Genomic DNA, 14,261 nt, shown 5'->3' with positions numbered 1-14,261 from the left:
CGACGTCGGGGAGTGGACTCGGGCGTGCACGAACCCGTCGACCACGAGGAACTTCCATGACCGCTCCGTCGAAGCTGATCACCGTCGAGGAGTTCTTCGGCCCGCCCGCCTGCAGCCGGGCCCTGCTGTCCCCGGACGGCGCGAAGGTCGCCTACCTCGCTCCGTGGCGAGGCCGGCTCAACGTGTTCATCCGCGACCCGGACTCGGACTGGACCGACCCCGACCAGGTGCACGGCGCCGACGGGGTGCACGGCGCCGACGCCCCGGGCGTCCGGCGCGTCACCTCCGACACCCGGCGCAACATCGACGCCTTCTTCTGGACCGCCGACGGCCGCTACCTGCTGTTCCAGCAGGACACCGACGGCGACGAGAACTGGCACCTGCACCGCGCGGACCCGAACCGGCCCGACGAGCCCGCCGTCGACCTGACCCCCTTCGAGGGCGTGCGGCTGCTCGGCGCGCAACTCCCGCCGGACCGCCCGGGCACCGCTTTCGTGCAGCTCAACCTGCGCCGCCCCGACCTGGCCGACCTGTTCGAACTCGACCTGGAGACCGGCCGCCTGACCACCGCCGCGGAGAACCCCGGCGACGTCCTCTCCTGGCTGCGCACCCCGGACCGGCTGCTGGCGTTCACCATGGAGGAGGGAGGCGCCCACGTGCTGTCGGAGCACACCACGGGCGCGCGGCGCACGATCGCCCGTTTCCCCGGCACCGACGCCCTCTTCGGCATCCTTCCGGCGGCGCTCACCCCGGACGGGAACGGACTGTGGATCGGTTCGTCACGGGGCTCCGACCGCACCCGCCTGGTCCGGCTCGACCTGGACACCGGCGAGCAGACCGGTGTGGACAGCCACCCCGTGTTCGACCTGGACACCCCGCGCCCCGAGGCCGACCCGCGTTTCCCGTCCTCGCTGATCCTGCACCCGGGAACCGGGGACCTGCTCGGCGCCCGCTACCTCGGAGCCCGCCAGGAGATCCACGCGCTCGACCCGCACTTCGCCGAGGTCCTGCCGCGGCTGGCCGAGCTGTCCGACGGCGACCTGGCCCACGTCTCCTGCGACACCGCGGCACGGCGCTGGGTGGTGGACTTCACCCACGACCGCGACCCCGGCGTCACCTGGTTCTACGACCACGCCACGGGACGGGCGCGCCGCCTGTTCCGGCCCTTCCCCCACCTGGACCCGGCCGAACTGGCCCCGGTCACCCCGGTCACCGTCAGCGCCCGCGACGGCCTGACCCTGCCCTGCCACCTCACCCTGCCAGTCGGGGTCGAACCGCGCGGCCTGCCGACCGTGCTGCTGGTGCACGGCGGACCGTGGTACCGCGACAGCTGGTGCTACGACCCGGAGGTGCAGCTCCTGGCCAACCGCGGCTACGCGGTGCTGCAGGTCGACTTCCGCGGCTCCACCGGCTACGGCAAGGCCCACACACAGGCCGCGATCGGCCAGTTCGCCGGGCGCATGCACGACGACCTGATCGACGCCCTCGACTGGGCGGTCGAACAGGGCTACACCGACCCGGACCGGGTCGCCGTCTACGGCTGCTCCTACGGCGGCTACGCGGCGCTCGTCGGAGCGGCGTTCACCCCGGACAGGTTCGCCGCCGCTGTCAGCTACACCGGAATGTCCGACCTGGTCGACCTCGTCGAGTCGGTCGTCCCGTTCGCCCGCCGCACCGTCGAGAACAGCTACCTGCGCTACATCGGCGACCCGGACGACCCCCGCCAGAGGGCCGACATGCTCGCCCGCTCACCCATCAGCCGGGTCGACGACATCACCGCGCCGGTGCTGCTGATCCACGGCGCCAACGACGTCCGCGTCCACCGGCGCAACTCCGACCGAGTCGTCGATGCCCTCCGCTCCCGCGGCGCCGAGGTCGAGTACCTGCTGAACGAGACCGAGGGCCACTGGTTCACCAACCCGGACAGCAACATCGAGCTGTACGGGAGACTGGAGCGCTTCCTGGCCCGTCACCTGGGCGGGCGGTCCGCGACCGGGTCCTGACCCGCGGCGGCGCGGACGTGCGCAGGCGTTGCGGTGGACGCGGGGGCCCTCCGGGGTGAACAGGTGGGCGCCGACCCGCTCCCTGGGCCGGGCGAGAGGCCGGTGGGGGCTGGGTCGGGTGCCCACCTGTCCGGTCGGGGGCGTGTGGTGACCGCGCGTTCCAAGACGGCAGGGTGTGATCTGTCCGTCATGCCTCGGGCCCGCGCGGTCACCTGCGATGCTATGTGAAAACGATAATCGTTTTCTAGGTAAATGCGGGTGACCTGGCTCACTCGGGGAAGGGCTGTGGAGGGTGCGGGGACGTACGCCCCGGAGGGGGCGGGAGCGCCGAGGTCGGCAGGGGTCGTACCCGCGGGCCGGTCGCGGGGTTCCCGCGCATCGGGTCGCCCTCTCTCTCCGGGCGGTACGGTCCACCGGGGAAGACGCCGTCGTCATCGACCGTGACGCGACTTCGGTGCCGCGAGATCCCGCAGGGTCGCTCGGGCGGCGCCGACGTCCGGGGGCGGCTTCGGCCCGCCCGCGCAGGGCCTGCGCGTTTGCTGCTCCGGCAAAACTCTTTGCCCGGAATCGCGGGTGTCGGCGAGCATCGCCGTATGACACATGACGCTCAGAGCCCCACCTCACCCAGCGCCGAGTTCTGGGAACCGCTGTACCGGTCGGCCGAGCCCGCCACGGCGCCCCCGCCCAACGTCCGGCTCACCGAGCTGGTGCGCGACCTCGAACTGGCGCCGGGCCGCGCCTGTGACCTCGGTTCGGGTCGCGGCGGAGACGCCCGGTGGCTGGCCTCCCTGGGCTGGTACGTCACCGCGACCGAGGTCTCGGCCACGGCGGTCGAGCGCATCGCCGACATGGCCGCCGCGCAGGGCCTGGACCGCCTGCGGGCCGAGCGGCACGACCTGTCCCGTTCGCTGCCCGCCGGACCGTTCGACCTGGTCTACGCCTGCTACTTCCACAGCCCGGTGGCGTTCGGCCGGGAGGAAGTCCTGCGCCGCGCCGCGCGGCAGGTGGCGGTCGGCGGACGCCTGATCCTCGTCGACCACGCGTCCACCGCGCCCTGGTCCTGGCGCTTCGGGGACGAGGAGCCCACGTTCCCCACGCCGGAGGAGACCCTTGTCACACTGATGCTCGGGGACGGCTGGACCACCGAACGCTGCGAGAGCTCGGAACGGGTGGCCAACGGCCCCGACGGCACGACGGCCGGTGTCACGGACAACGTGATCGTGGTCCGCCGCCACTCCGCCTGACGGTCCCGCAATCCGGGGCGCCCGTGGGGAAGCGGGCGTCCCGGATGGTTTGTCCCGTTTCTTCCGGAGTCGCGTTTTCGGGTTCCGTCCGGGGTCCCGCGCCCTGGAGGGGGCGCCCGCGGGATGCCGTGGGCGCCCCCTCGGCCGTCACGCAGTGGAGTACGGGCTGGTGGTGGAGGCGCTGTAGCCTACCGACATGAATCTGAAAATCATTATCAGAACCGTGGGGGTCGTGTCGGCTCTCACCCTGGCCGGGTGCGCGGCGGCGCCCGCCTCCGAGACCGGCTCCGCGGCGGCCGCGGGCGAGGGCACGACCTCCTACCCCCTCAGCATCCAGAACTGCGACACCGAGGTGACCGTCGAGCAGGCCCCCGAGCGCGCGGTCTCGCTGAACCAGTCGGCCACCGAGATCATGGTCCAGCTCGGCCTCGCCGACCGCATGGCGGGCACCTCGTACGAGACCGACCCCGTCCCCAGCGACATCGCCGACGCCTACGAGAGCATCCCCCTGCTCACGGACGGCCTGCTCAAGCACGAGACCCTGCTCGAAGCGCAGCCCGACTTCGTCTACTCGTCCTTCGCCTCGTTCCTCACCGCCGAGAACGCCGGTGAACGCGCCGAACTGCACGAGCTCGGCGTTCCGACCTACCTGAGCGAGTTCGACTGCACCTACCACGAGGCCGTCGAGGGCGGCGCGACCTTCGAGATGCTCTTCGATGAGATCGAGACGATCGCCCGGATCTTCGACGTGCCCGACGCGGGCGAAGAACTCGTCGCCGAGCAGCGGGCCGTGGTCGAGGAGGGACTCCAGGCCGCCGAACAGATCGAGGGCACGCCCAGCCTGGTCTGGTTCTACTCCACCGCGTCGTCCTCCTCCACCCCGTCGGTCGCCGGACCCGGCGGGCTCCCGCAGACCGTGACCGAGATGCTCGGCGCCGAGAACGCCTTCAGCGACGCCTCCACCAAATGGCCGGAGGTCAGCTGGGACGAGGTCGCCGAGCGCGACCCCGACGTGCTCGTGCTCGCGGACCTGAGCCGCGGATACCCCGGCGACACGGCCGAGGAGAAGATCGAGTTCCTCAAGAACGACCCCCTGACCTCGACCATGGACGCCGTCGTCAACGACCGCTTCATCGTCGTCCCCGGTCAGCACATGGACCCGTCGGTCCACAGCGTGCAGGCCGTCCCGACCATCGCGCAGGGCCTCATCGACATGGAGATCGAGTGATGACGACCACGACCACGAACACCCTCGAACGGCTCATCGGTGACTGGGACGCCCAGCAGGCGGCCTACATCACCCACCGCGAGCAGAGGTTCGAGATCATGCTCGACGTCATCGCGCGGACCTGCGCCTCCTCGGAAGCGTTCGGGGCCGACGGGACCGGCATGACCGTTCTCGACCTGGCGTGCGGCCCCGGCAGTCTCTCCCAGCGCGTCCTCGACCGGTTCCCGGGCGCCCGGGTGATCGGGGTCGACTACGACCCGGTGCTGCTCGCGATCGCGGGCTCCTGGCTCGGTCAGCGCCACGGTTCACGCTTCACGCCGGTCGACGTCGACCTCGCCGCGCCCGGCTGGAGCGCCCGGCTGCCCGAGGGACCGGTGCACGTCGCCGTCTCCTCGACCGCGCTGCACTGGCTGGAGCCGGCCCAGCTCGTCGCCGTCTACGGCGCCCTGGGCGCCCTGCTCCCCGCCGACGGCGTCTTCATGAACGCCGACCACCTGCGCTACGACCCGCGCTCGCAGCCGTTCCTCACCGGGGCGGCGGCCGCCGACGACGAACGCACCCAGCGCGACGCGCACTCGCGGGGTGTGCGGACCTGGGACGAGTGGTGGTCGGACGCCGTCGCGCACGACGCGTTCGGACAGCACCACGCCGAGCGCGAGCGCCGCTTCGCCGACCGCCCGCCCACACCGCACGCACCGCTCGAACTGCACCTGCAGGCGCTCAGTACCGCCGGGTTCGCCGAGACCGGGGTCATCTGGCGGTACTACGACGATGTCGTGGTGTTCGCGCGGAGATGACCAGACTCACCGATCCTTCGCGGACCGGCCCGCCCCACGCGGACGCTCTCCCCGACGCCGACCCGCTGGCGGCGCGGGCGGCGGCGGGCGGCGCCGAGGCCCCTGCGACACGCACACCGGGCAGGCTGCGCTCGTCCCTCGTCGTCGCCGTCTTCGTCCTCGCGCTGTGCGTGACGATCCTCGTCGCGGCCTTCATCGGCACGGCGAACATCGGGGCGCTCGACGTGCTCGGGATCATCCTGCGCAACATCGGGCTGGGCGCGCTCGCCCCCGTTCCGGCGGCACCGCCGCTCATCGACGCCCTCATCTGGGAGTCGCGTCTGCCGCGCGTGCTCCTCGCCGCCGTGGTCGGTCTCGGGCTCTCGGTCTCGGGCGCGGTGCTGCAGTCCATCACCCGCAACCCGCTCGCCGAACCGTACCTGCTCGGGGTCTCCTCGGGGGCGTCCACCGGGGCGGTCGCGATCATGGTGCTCGGGCTCGGCTCGGGCGCGGTGACCCTCTCCACGGGCGCCTTCGCCGGGGCGCTGGCCGCCTTCGCGATCGTGCTGGTCCTCATCGGGGGCGGACGCGTCTCCAACCCCGCCCGCGTGGTGCTCACCGGTGTGCTGGTGTCGCAGTTCTTCTCCGCGATCACCTCGCTCGTGCTGATGCTCGACGGCGACGCGGACGCCACCCGGGGCTTCACGTACTGGCTGCTCGGATCGCTCGGAGGCGCACGCTGGGAGCCGCTGCTCGTGGCGTCCGCCGTCATCGTGCTCGGAGCCGTCGGCTGCCTGTTCTTCGCCCCGGCCCTGGACGCGTTCACCTTCGGCTGGGACACCGCCTCCTCGCTCGGGATCAACGTGACCCTGGCACGGGTGACGCTCATGGTCCTCACCGCGTTCGTCACGGCGGCGGCCGTCGCGGCCTCCGGGGCGATCGGGTTCATCGGGCTGCTCGTACCGCACGTCGTGCGTCTGCTGGCGGGGCCCGCGCACCGCCTGCTGCTCCCTCTCAGCGGGCTCGGGGGCGCGATCTTCCTGGTGTGGGTCGACACCTTCGCCCGCTCGGCGTTCTCGCCGCACGAGATCCCGGTGGGAGTGATCACGGCGCTGCTCGGCGCACCGGTGTTCGCGGTCGTCCTGGGAAGGGCGGCCCGGTGATGACGGCACTGGAGGCGGACGGCATCACGTGGTCGGTCGACAGGACACGCATCCTCGACGGGGTCTCGATCCGGGCGCGTTCCGACGAGGTGCTCGCCGTGCTCGGGCCCAACGGGGCGGGCAAGACCTCGCTGCTGCGCATCCTGGCGGGGCTCCGGCGGCCGGACGCCGGAACGGTGCTCCTGGGCGGGGAACCGGTCCGCTCCCTGCCCCGGCGCGCGGTCGCCCGGCGGGTGGCCATCGTGGAGCAGTCACCCGAAGTGCACACCGACATCACCGTCGACGACGCCGTGGCGCTCGGCAGGACGCCCTACCGCGGCACCTTCGCCGGACTGGACGGTGCGGACCGCGCCGCGATCGAACAGGCGCTCGTCCTCACCGGGATGCGCGCCTACCGGTCGCGGTCGTGGCGGACGCTCTCCGGCGGTGAACAACAGCGTGCCCAGTTGGCCCGCGCGCTCGCGCAGCAGCCGGAGGTGATCGTGCTGGACGAGCCGACCAACCACCTCGACATCCGCTACCAGCTCGACGTCCTCACCCTGCTGCGCTCGCTCGACATGACGGTGGTGACCGCCCTGCACGACCTCAACCTGGCCGCACGCTACTGCGACCGGGTCGCGGTCCTGCACGCCGGACGGATCGCGGCGACGGGACCGCCCGCCGCCGTGCTGACACCCGGGCTCGTCCGCTCCGTCTACGGGGTCGAAGCCGTCGTCGACACCTCCCCGCACACGGGAGCGCCGGTCGTGACCTACCTGGGCGGTGTGTCCGCAGGCTCCTCGCCGATGCCCGCTCCCGGGCCGCACCGCCGGCGGCAGGAGGAGTGAGCCGCTTCGCGCGGCCTTTCGCGGCCGTGCGTGAAGGGCCCACTGCTTACCCGCCAGGCGGGCAGCGACCGTCGGCGGGACGGTGCGGGCGGCCCCGGCCAGGGCATGGCTCCATGACCTGACCGCACACCGGAGGGAGGACGGGGGAGGTCCCGGGCCCCGCGCACGCGGGGCCCGGGACCTCCCCGTTCGCGTTCCGCGACGTACGGTGGCCCCGATCCGCCAGCGGTGTTCCCCGGGCCGGTTCTCCACCGTCGTCCGGTCGGCCCGGGCCGGCGGATTCACCCGCGGGGCGTCTCCGCGCCGGGGTCGGCCACCAGGGCGTGCAAGTCGCGCAGGTTGTCCTCCAGGAACCGCGCCAGTGGTTCCGGGAGCAGACGGATGCTCCTGAGGGTTTCGGCGGTACCGGGGAGGACGACGGTCTCGTAGGTTCCCCGCGTGGGATCGGAGAACTCCGGCCCGGTACGGCTGGAGGGGTCCATCTCCGTCAACCGGGCGACGAACACGTGCTGGACGAGGGTCCCCTCGGGGCGTTCGTCGGTGATGACCACCACCTCGCGCACCCGGTCGACGCGTCCGCCGAGCTCCTCGAAGACCTCGCGGTGCAGGGCGGCCTCCACGCTGGCGTCCTCCGGTTCGACACCGCCCCCGGCCGTGATCCAGTAGGGGGCGCGGCCGGGGCGGGTCCGCTTGATGAGCACCAGCCGCCGCTGCCGGTCGAACAGGATCGCTCGGGCCTTCTGCTTGATGATCTCGGGCATGTCCGTGATCCTGCCGTGGTCGGAGCCGGTTGTCCCGGTGGGCAAGAGAACTCTGTCCCGGAGGCGACCCGGTCCGGGGCCGCCCCGGACTCCGCGGTCGGGAAAGCCCTCCCCGCGCCGGGGGCCTTGACGCCGGTGATCTGTGCGCCTTCCCGGGCCCGGGCGTCGTCACGGAGACCGGGGATCCGCCGGGGACCGGAACGTCGGTGGGCGCCCGTACCCTCCTTGCGGACGCGCGGGCGGCGACGCCCGTCCCCCTCCTGCCGATCCCCACCCCCTCACCGCTGGGAACCCGATGACCGAACACACGACCCCACTCGCCTTCTCCACCGAGCGCCGACGCGTCGGTGCGCAGGAGTGGACGCGAACCCCCCGGCTCAACGTCCTCATCGAACCGGGGGAGCCGGTCGCACCGGCCCGGATCGGTTGGCGCGACCGCGAGGGCGGCGAGGCCGTGGCCGTGTTCGACCCCCGTATGGGCGGGTTCACCGGCACCCGCGTCACCTCCGACGGGGTCCAGTACGAGTGGCGGGGGACCCGCCTGGACGAACCCTGCGAACGCTCCGGCCACCGGTTCCGCATCCAGGGCGGCGACCGGGAGCTGCGCCTGCTCGTCGAGGACGGAGGACCCCCGCTCGCGCGGGTCGACTGGGCCGACCGCGAGGGCGCGGGGGGAACGGTCCTGCTGCGCGCCGTCGAGCTGGAGCCGGTCGGGGGCCCCAGCCCGGAGGGCCTCATCCGCGTGGTGCGCTCTGTGCGCGCGGGTGACGAGTACACCGAGGCGGGCGAGGAGGCCCTCAACCTGCTCGACCCCACCAGGGGCAAGTGGCTGTCACGGCGCCGCGCCGACCGGCTCGACTTCACCATGTCCGAGCCCGTCACCGTCCGGCGCTACGTGCTCGGCTCCGCCGACGACTTCCCCGACCGCGACCCCGCGGACTGGTCCCTGCTGGGGTCTTCGGACGGGCAGGAGTGGACCCTCCTCGACGCCCGGTCCGACGAGTTCTTCCCCGGCCGTCATCTGGCGCGCGACTTCACCGTCACCGGCCCCGGCGCGCACACGCCCTGGCGGTACCTGCGGCTGGAGGTCACCCGCAACGCGGGAGCGGGGGAGACCCAGCTCAACCGGGTGCGGTTCTTCGCCGAGGACCGCGCCTACGAGGCCTTCCACGGGTTGCGCCACACTGCGCGGAGCGGACCGGAACCGTTCCTGACGAGGACGCGCCCGTGCTCCCGGCGACTGTCGGAGAGTGGCGGACCTACCTCACTGAGTACAGCGCCGACATGCTGCGTGTGGCCGAGGCGGAGGGGGAGGAGGTCACCGGGGAGGATCGGGCCTCCTCCTGGCTTGGCAACGAGGGCGCCCCGGAGGAGCGGATCGCGGCGCTGGAGGAGCGCCTGGGCCGTCGGCTGCCGCCGAGCTACCGCTCCTTCCTCGCCGCGTCCGACGGCTGGGGGAGGATGGGGGCGTTCGTCTACGCGCTGAGCTCCACCGCCGACCTGGAGTGGTCCGGTCTGGCCGCCATGCTCGGTCTGGACGAGGAGGACATGGAGGACGAGGGGCTCGTCGGGCCGCTGCTGCTGGTGTCCTCCGACACCGACGCCGAGTACTGGATCCTGGACGCGGGCGACGCCTCCCCCGACGGGGAGTGGGCGGCCTACATCTGGGCGAGCTGGTACCCCGGCCTGGGCGATCGGCACCGCTCCTTCGCCTCGCTCGTCCACGCCGAACGCGTCTCCTTCGAGGAACTCAGCGGTGGCGGAGGGCACCCGGTGCGCTCCGACGACGCCGGGGAACTGCTGGAGCTGGGGCGCCGTGAGGCGCTGGCCGGGAACGTGGACCCCGCGCTCACGGCCTTCGACCGGGCCGAGACCCGGGGGTCGGCGGCTGCCGCCTACCTCAAGGTGGTCCTGTCCGCCTTCCTGGAGCAGCGGTGGGTCCACCACGACCTGCGCAACACCCTGTCGTCCCGGGTGGTGGACGAGGTCGGTGCGGAGCAGGTCCGGGCCGAGGCGGTCCCGCTGGCTCTGCGAGGCCTCTCCCTCGACACCACTGGGTACGTGGGCCCCGCGCTGGAGGCCCTGCGCGGGGCGGTGCCGGGGCTGCCCGAGGGGAACGAGGTGGAGGGCCCCGTCTGGCAGGCGTGGCTGGACGCGCACCGCACGCCCGAACCCCCGGAGTTCGAGGAGGCCCTGGAGACCGCACGGGGGTTGGCGGCGCGGGGAGTCCGGGACGAGGCCTGGGCCGTGATCGAGGCGGCCCTGCCCGGGTGGTACCCCACCGCGCCGAACCGGATCGCTCCCGTGGTGCTGCTCACCGACCCCGCCCTGCGCGGCGTGGTCACCCGGGCCCGTGCCAGGGAGGCGGCGTTCATCGCTCGGGGGGTTCGCACCGCTGGTTGAGGCGGGTGCGCTCCGCGCGGGTGCGGGTCTGACGCGGTTCTCGGTACAGAATGCGAGGAGATAACGGCCTGTGTTTCCGCATGTCGTTTGCTCCCGAGCTCCGCGCACGCGGGGGTGAACCGACCACCGTGGCCATCGACCCCAGCGAGCACGACCGAGCTCCGCGCACGCGGAGGTGAACCGCTTTGGCGCGGCAGCCGGTTCCGGCCCTGCCAAAGGTGCCGCCCGGTCGCTCGGGGCGTAGTTCCAGTTCAAGGCTGCGAGGGCCCCTCCTCTACGCTACAGTTTTCGTACGACAGTTCGAATGCGGTGTCTTCCTCCCCGGCCGCACGGCCAGGGGAGGGGTGTCGGTGTTCGCGCACCTGCGGACGGCGTCCAACTACTCGTTCCGGCACGGCACCGCCGCCCCGGCCGCGCTCGTGGCCCGCGCCGCGGCCGACGACCAGCCGGTCGCGGCGCTCACCGACCGCGACAGCCTCTTCGGCGCCGCCGAGCACGTCCACGCCTGCCGCGAGGCCGGAATCCGACCCGTGCTCGGCGCCGACCTGGCACTGGCCGCCCCGGGCGGCGGCCGCGCCGTCCTCCTCGCCCGGGGCCCGGCCGGATGGGCGTCCCTGTGCCGCCTGGTCACCGCCGCCCACCACCGCCCCGGCCCGGTCGCCACCACTCCGGGCGAGGTCGCCGAGCACGCCCGGGGCCTGGTCGTGCTGCTGGGCCCGGACTCCGACGTGGGACGGGCCCTGGCCGGGCGAGAGGCGAGCCGCGCCCGCGCCCTGCTGCGGGCCTGGCGCTCCACCGGCGCCGAGATCGCTCTGGCGCCGCACGACCACGGCGCCCCGGGCCAGCGCGAGACGGTCCGCGCCCTGGTGCGCCTGGCCGACGACCACCGGGTGCTCGCGGTGCTGACCAACGCCGTCCGGTACCCGACCCCGGCCGACGCCTCCCTGGCACGGTCCCTGGACCGGATCCGCCAGTGGGCGCCCGGCGGCTACACCCCCGACCCGCCCACCGACCGGGCACACCTGGCCACCGGCGCCGAGATGCTCACCGTGGCCACGGCGGTGTGCGCGGGAGACCGCTCCCGGGCGCGACGGCTGCTCGCGCACACCGCCGCGCTGGCGGCCTCCTGCGCCCTTGACCCGGCCGCGGACCTGGGCATGGGACGCCTGCACCTGCCCCCGCGCCCCGGCGCCGCCGCCGAACTGCGGGCCCGGTGCGCCTCCGGCGCCGCCCGCCTGGGCGTGGACCGGGACGGCCGCGCCCCGGCACGTCTGGAGGCCGAACTCGCCGTCATCGACCGCCTGGGCCTGTGGTCCTACTTCCTGACCGTGGCCGACGCCGCCGACGCCGTCCGCGCCAAGCACATCCGGGTCTCGGCGCGCGGCTCGGCCGCCGGAAGCCTGGTCGTGCACCTGCTCGGCATCAGCGCCGTCAACCCGCTGGAGCACGGCCTGCTCATGGAACGCTTCCTCACGCCCTCCCGACCCGGCCAGCCGGACATCGACCTGGACGTGGAGTCCGCGCGGCGCCTGGAGGCCTACGACGCGGTCATCGCCGCCCACCCCGGCGCCGCTGCGGCGGTCGCGATGGTCGACACCTACCGGGCCCGCTCGGCCCTGCGCGACGCCGGGGCCGCCCTGTCCCTGCCCGCGGCGGAGGTCGAACGCATCGCCGCCGCCTTCCCCCGGGTGCGCGCCGCCCGTATCCGCCAGGCCGCCCGGGAACTACCGGAGCTGTCCCGGGTCGGCGGCGCCCCCCTGACCGGCGAGCACGTGGAGCGCCTGTTCACCCTGGCCGAACGGCTGGACGGTCTGCCCCGGCACCTGGCCATGCACCCCTGCGGGCTCGTGCTCACCGGCGCCGAGCTGACCTCGCGCGTTCCCACCCAGCCCTCCGGCGCGGGGTACCCGATGGTCCAGGCCGACAAGGACGGGGTGGAACCCTGGGGCCTGCTCAAACTCGACATCCTGGGCGTGCGGATGCAGTCCACCCTGGCCCACGCCCAGGCCGAGATCGCGCGCACCACCCGCACCGCCCCGGACCTGGAGGCCCTGCCCGACGCGGACGCGGCCACCGCCCGCATGATCGCCACCGGCAACACCCTGTCCTGCTACCAGATCGAATCCCCCGGTCTTCTCTACTGTCTGAGTCACTGTCGGTTTTTGACCCGGACATCGGTATGGAGACATCTGCATGGAGGAATCCGAGGGCTCTTGGGCTGTGGAGTTCTACGACCTCAGCCGGGACTTCCCTGTTCCTGCGGGCGACGTGGCTCTGGGGCAGTTGGGCGACGTACACGAAAGAGCACGTGAGAACGGCGCGCGGGATGGAACGCCGATCATTTGGTCGAGGCGGCATGGCACGGATCCGTGGATCAACCTCTTCTTCCGTGCTGACGAGATCGTGTCCAAGCAGCGAACCACGTGGCGCCGGTACGCCTACGCCCTCGTTGTTTGGTTGAACTTCTTGGAGCAGCGGGGAAGGTTCTGGTACGAGGCGAGCAAGCGTGACTACAGCGACTTCAAGCACTGGCGGATGGCGGATCCCCGCAACTACTGGCGAGTGGAGGGGACGTCGTTCGACACCGACCGGGCGGGGTTGAAGCGGTTCTATGCATGGGCCTCTGGTGAGTACGAGGTCTTCAACCCGATCCCGTCGCAAGCTGCCCAGTCCGGTGGCAACTTTGGTCAGGGTGCGCAGCGGCGGGATCCTTCCCGTCCTGCTGGCGCTCCTCGACGTCAGGTGAAGTGGCTGCTTCGGAAGGCCTTTGAGCAGTGGCGGGACGTGGGCCTGAGGGGGTACGGGTTCGACGGCCTCCGACCACAGGGGTGGAACGGCTTCAACGAGGATCGCAACGCGGCGTTCGTCGAAGGGCTGTGGGGCACGGGGTTGAGGCTGGAGGAGTGGGCGAGTGTGCTGGATGTCGAGCTGCCATCGAGCCCTGTGACGAGCCGGTACCCGAAGGCGTGGCTGTCGCAGTCCTGCGCGAAGGGGCGCCGTTATGGACGTAACTACCGGATCCCCCGGACGGTTGTGAAAGCCATGGCGGGCTACATGGACCCGATGGAGGGATCGCGAGTAGAGGCGGTCAGGCGGGCACAGTTGGCCGGCCGATACGAGCGTGTGCAGGGCCTCGTGATCGTGACCGGGCACAATCCGCGGACGAGGACGCTCACAGTACGTACCCCGCACCGGGGTGTTGCGACAATGTCCCTCGACGTGCTGGGACCACAGGAGCGGCTGCGCCTGTTCCGGGAGACGGAGGATGGGCTGGATCCGCTGGCGGTCTGGCTGAGCGTCGACGGGATGCCGCATCGGGCTCACAGTTGGGAGAACACGTTCGCCGCCGCCAACTCCCGGGTGGCCGAGGCGTGGGCGCGGTCACGATGGCCCGGGTTCGGCGACCTGGATCTGGAGGAGCGCAAGAGGCGGACGGACCAGTGCCCCCTGTGGGTTCGTCCGCACATGCTGCGGCACTCCTATGCACTGGCCTGGTACTCCGTCCTGAGCGCTGTGTGGGAACAGCGTCTTCATGGGTTCACCGAGGTGGACAAGCATGCGTTCCGCGAGCAGTTCGGCGATGTCTGGTACCAGTTGGCGACGATGCTCGGGCATCGCAACCCGCAGACCACCCGGGACTGGTACCTGGCGCCCTTCACGGCTTTGGAGGTCGACTACCTGATGGCGCTGATCGACGGTGACCAGCGGGAAGCTGTCGACGTCCTGCTGGGGAGGATCACCGGGGACAGTGCGTTGGTTCTGTCTCCCGTTCCCGCGGATGGGGAAATCCTCGACGACCCGAAGGATCATGGGTGAGTAGGAGAGGCCGTAAGGCGAGTGTTCCTCCTGGGGACTG

Annotated in this window: 11 protein-coding genes; 10 read left to right on the top strand and 1 reads right to left on the bottom strand. The window is 72.3% G+C overall.

Annotated features, from left to right (window positions below):
* Positions 1-56 precede the first annotated feature (56 nt).
* From AC0VX6_RS17035 to AC0VX6_RS17010, 6 genes are all read left to right on the top strand, one after another.
* Positions 57-2,003: a S9 family peptidase gene (locus AC0VX6_RS17035; RefSeq protein WP_475465150.1), complete on the top strand. Its 1,947-nt coding sequence runs from the start codon at positions 57-59 to the stop codon at positions 2,001-2,003.
* Between the two features lie 593 nt (positions 2,004-2,596).
* Positions 2,597-3,247 (top strand): class I SAM-dependent methyltransferase, encoded by a 651-nt coding sequence (locus AC0VX6_RS17030; protein WP_475465148.1) that lies wholly within the window; start codon positions 2,597-2,599, stop codon positions 3,245-3,247.
* 196 nt (positions 3,248-3,443) lie between these two features.
* Positions 3,444-4,475, top strand: coding sequence for an ABC transporter substrate-binding protein (locus tag AC0VX6_RS17025; protein ID WP_475465147.1), 1,032 nt, complete (start codon positions 3,444-3,446; stop codon positions 4,473-4,475).
* Positions 4,475-5,272, top strand: a complete 798-nt coding sequence (locus AC0VX6_RS17020) for a class I SAM-dependent methyltransferase (protein WP_475465146.1) — start codon at positions 4,475-4,477, stop codon at positions 5,270-5,272. Before AC0VX6_RS17025 ends, AC0VX6_RS17020 begins: the two co-directional genes overlap by 1 nt.
* Positions 5,269-6,414 (top strand): FecCD family ABC transporter permease, encoded by a 1,146-nt coding sequence (locus tag AC0VX6_RS17015; protein ID WP_274973680.1) that lies wholly within the window; start codon positions 5,269-5,271, stop codon positions 6,412-6,414. The genes AC0VX6_RS17020 and AC0VX6_RS17015 overlap by 4 nt, the downstream gene beginning before the upstream one ends.
* The gene (locus AC0VX6_RS17010; protein WP_475465145.1) at positions 6,414-7,241 is read left to right on the top strand and encodes an ABC transporter ATP-binding protein; all 828 of its coding nucleotides are present in this window, start codon (positions 6,414-6,416) and stop codon (positions 7,239-7,241) included. The genes AC0VX6_RS17015 and AC0VX6_RS17010 overlap by 1 nt, the downstream gene beginning before the upstream one ends.
* 281 nt (positions 7,242-7,522) lie before the next feature.
* On the opposite strand, the gene AC0VX6_RS17005 is transcribed toward AC0VX6_RS17010, so the two are convergent.
* A complete protein-coding gene (locus AC0VX6_RS17005; RefSeq protein WP_475465144.1) occupies positions 7,523-8,002 on the bottom strand; it encodes an NUDIX domain-containing protein in 480 nt (159 codons plus the stop codon).
* 295 nt (positions 8,003-8,297) lie between these two features.
* On the opposite strand from AC0VX6_RS17005, the gene AC0VX6_RS17000 reads away from it, so the two are divergent.
* The 4 genes from AC0VX6_RS17000 to AC0VX6_RS16985 all read left to right on the top strand — a co-directional run bounded on the left by AC0VX6_RS17000 (position 8,298) and on the right by AC0VX6_RS16985 (position 14,221).
* Complete coding sequence (locus AC0VX6_RS17000; protein WP_475465143.1) at positions 8,298-9,488, top strand: hypothetical protein; 1,191 nt, start codon at positions 8,298-8,300, stop codon at positions 9,486-9,488.
* Entirely contained in the window at positions 9,380-10,405 is a 1,026-nt protein-coding gene (locus AC0VX6_RS16995) for an SMI1/KNR4 family protein (RefSeq protein WP_475469386.1), read from the top strand. The genes AC0VX6_RS17000 and AC0VX6_RS16995 overlap by 109 nt, the downstream gene beginning before the upstream one ends.
* 350 nt (positions 10,406-10,755) lie before the next feature.
* The gene (locus AC0VX6_RS16990) at positions 10,756-12,717 is read left to right on the top strand and encodes a PHP domain-containing protein (protein WP_475465142.1); all 1,962 of its coding nucleotides are present in this window, start codon (positions 10,756-10,758) and stop codon (positions 12,715-12,717) included.
* Positions 12,626-14,221, top strand: coding sequence for a site-specific integrase (locus AC0VX6_RS16985; protein ID WP_475465140.1), 1,596 nt, complete (start codon positions 12,626-12,628; stop codon positions 14,219-14,221). Before AC0VX6_RS16990 ends, AC0VX6_RS16985 begins: the two co-directional genes overlap by 92 nt.
* Positions 14,222-14,261 lie beyond the last annotated feature (40 nt).

The sequence above is a fragment of the Nocardiopsis sp. iso_25 genome (assembly GCF_056173305.1).
The sequence above is the reverse complement of the archived record's forward strand: the minus strand, read 5'-3'. Positions and strand labels throughout refer to the sequence as shown.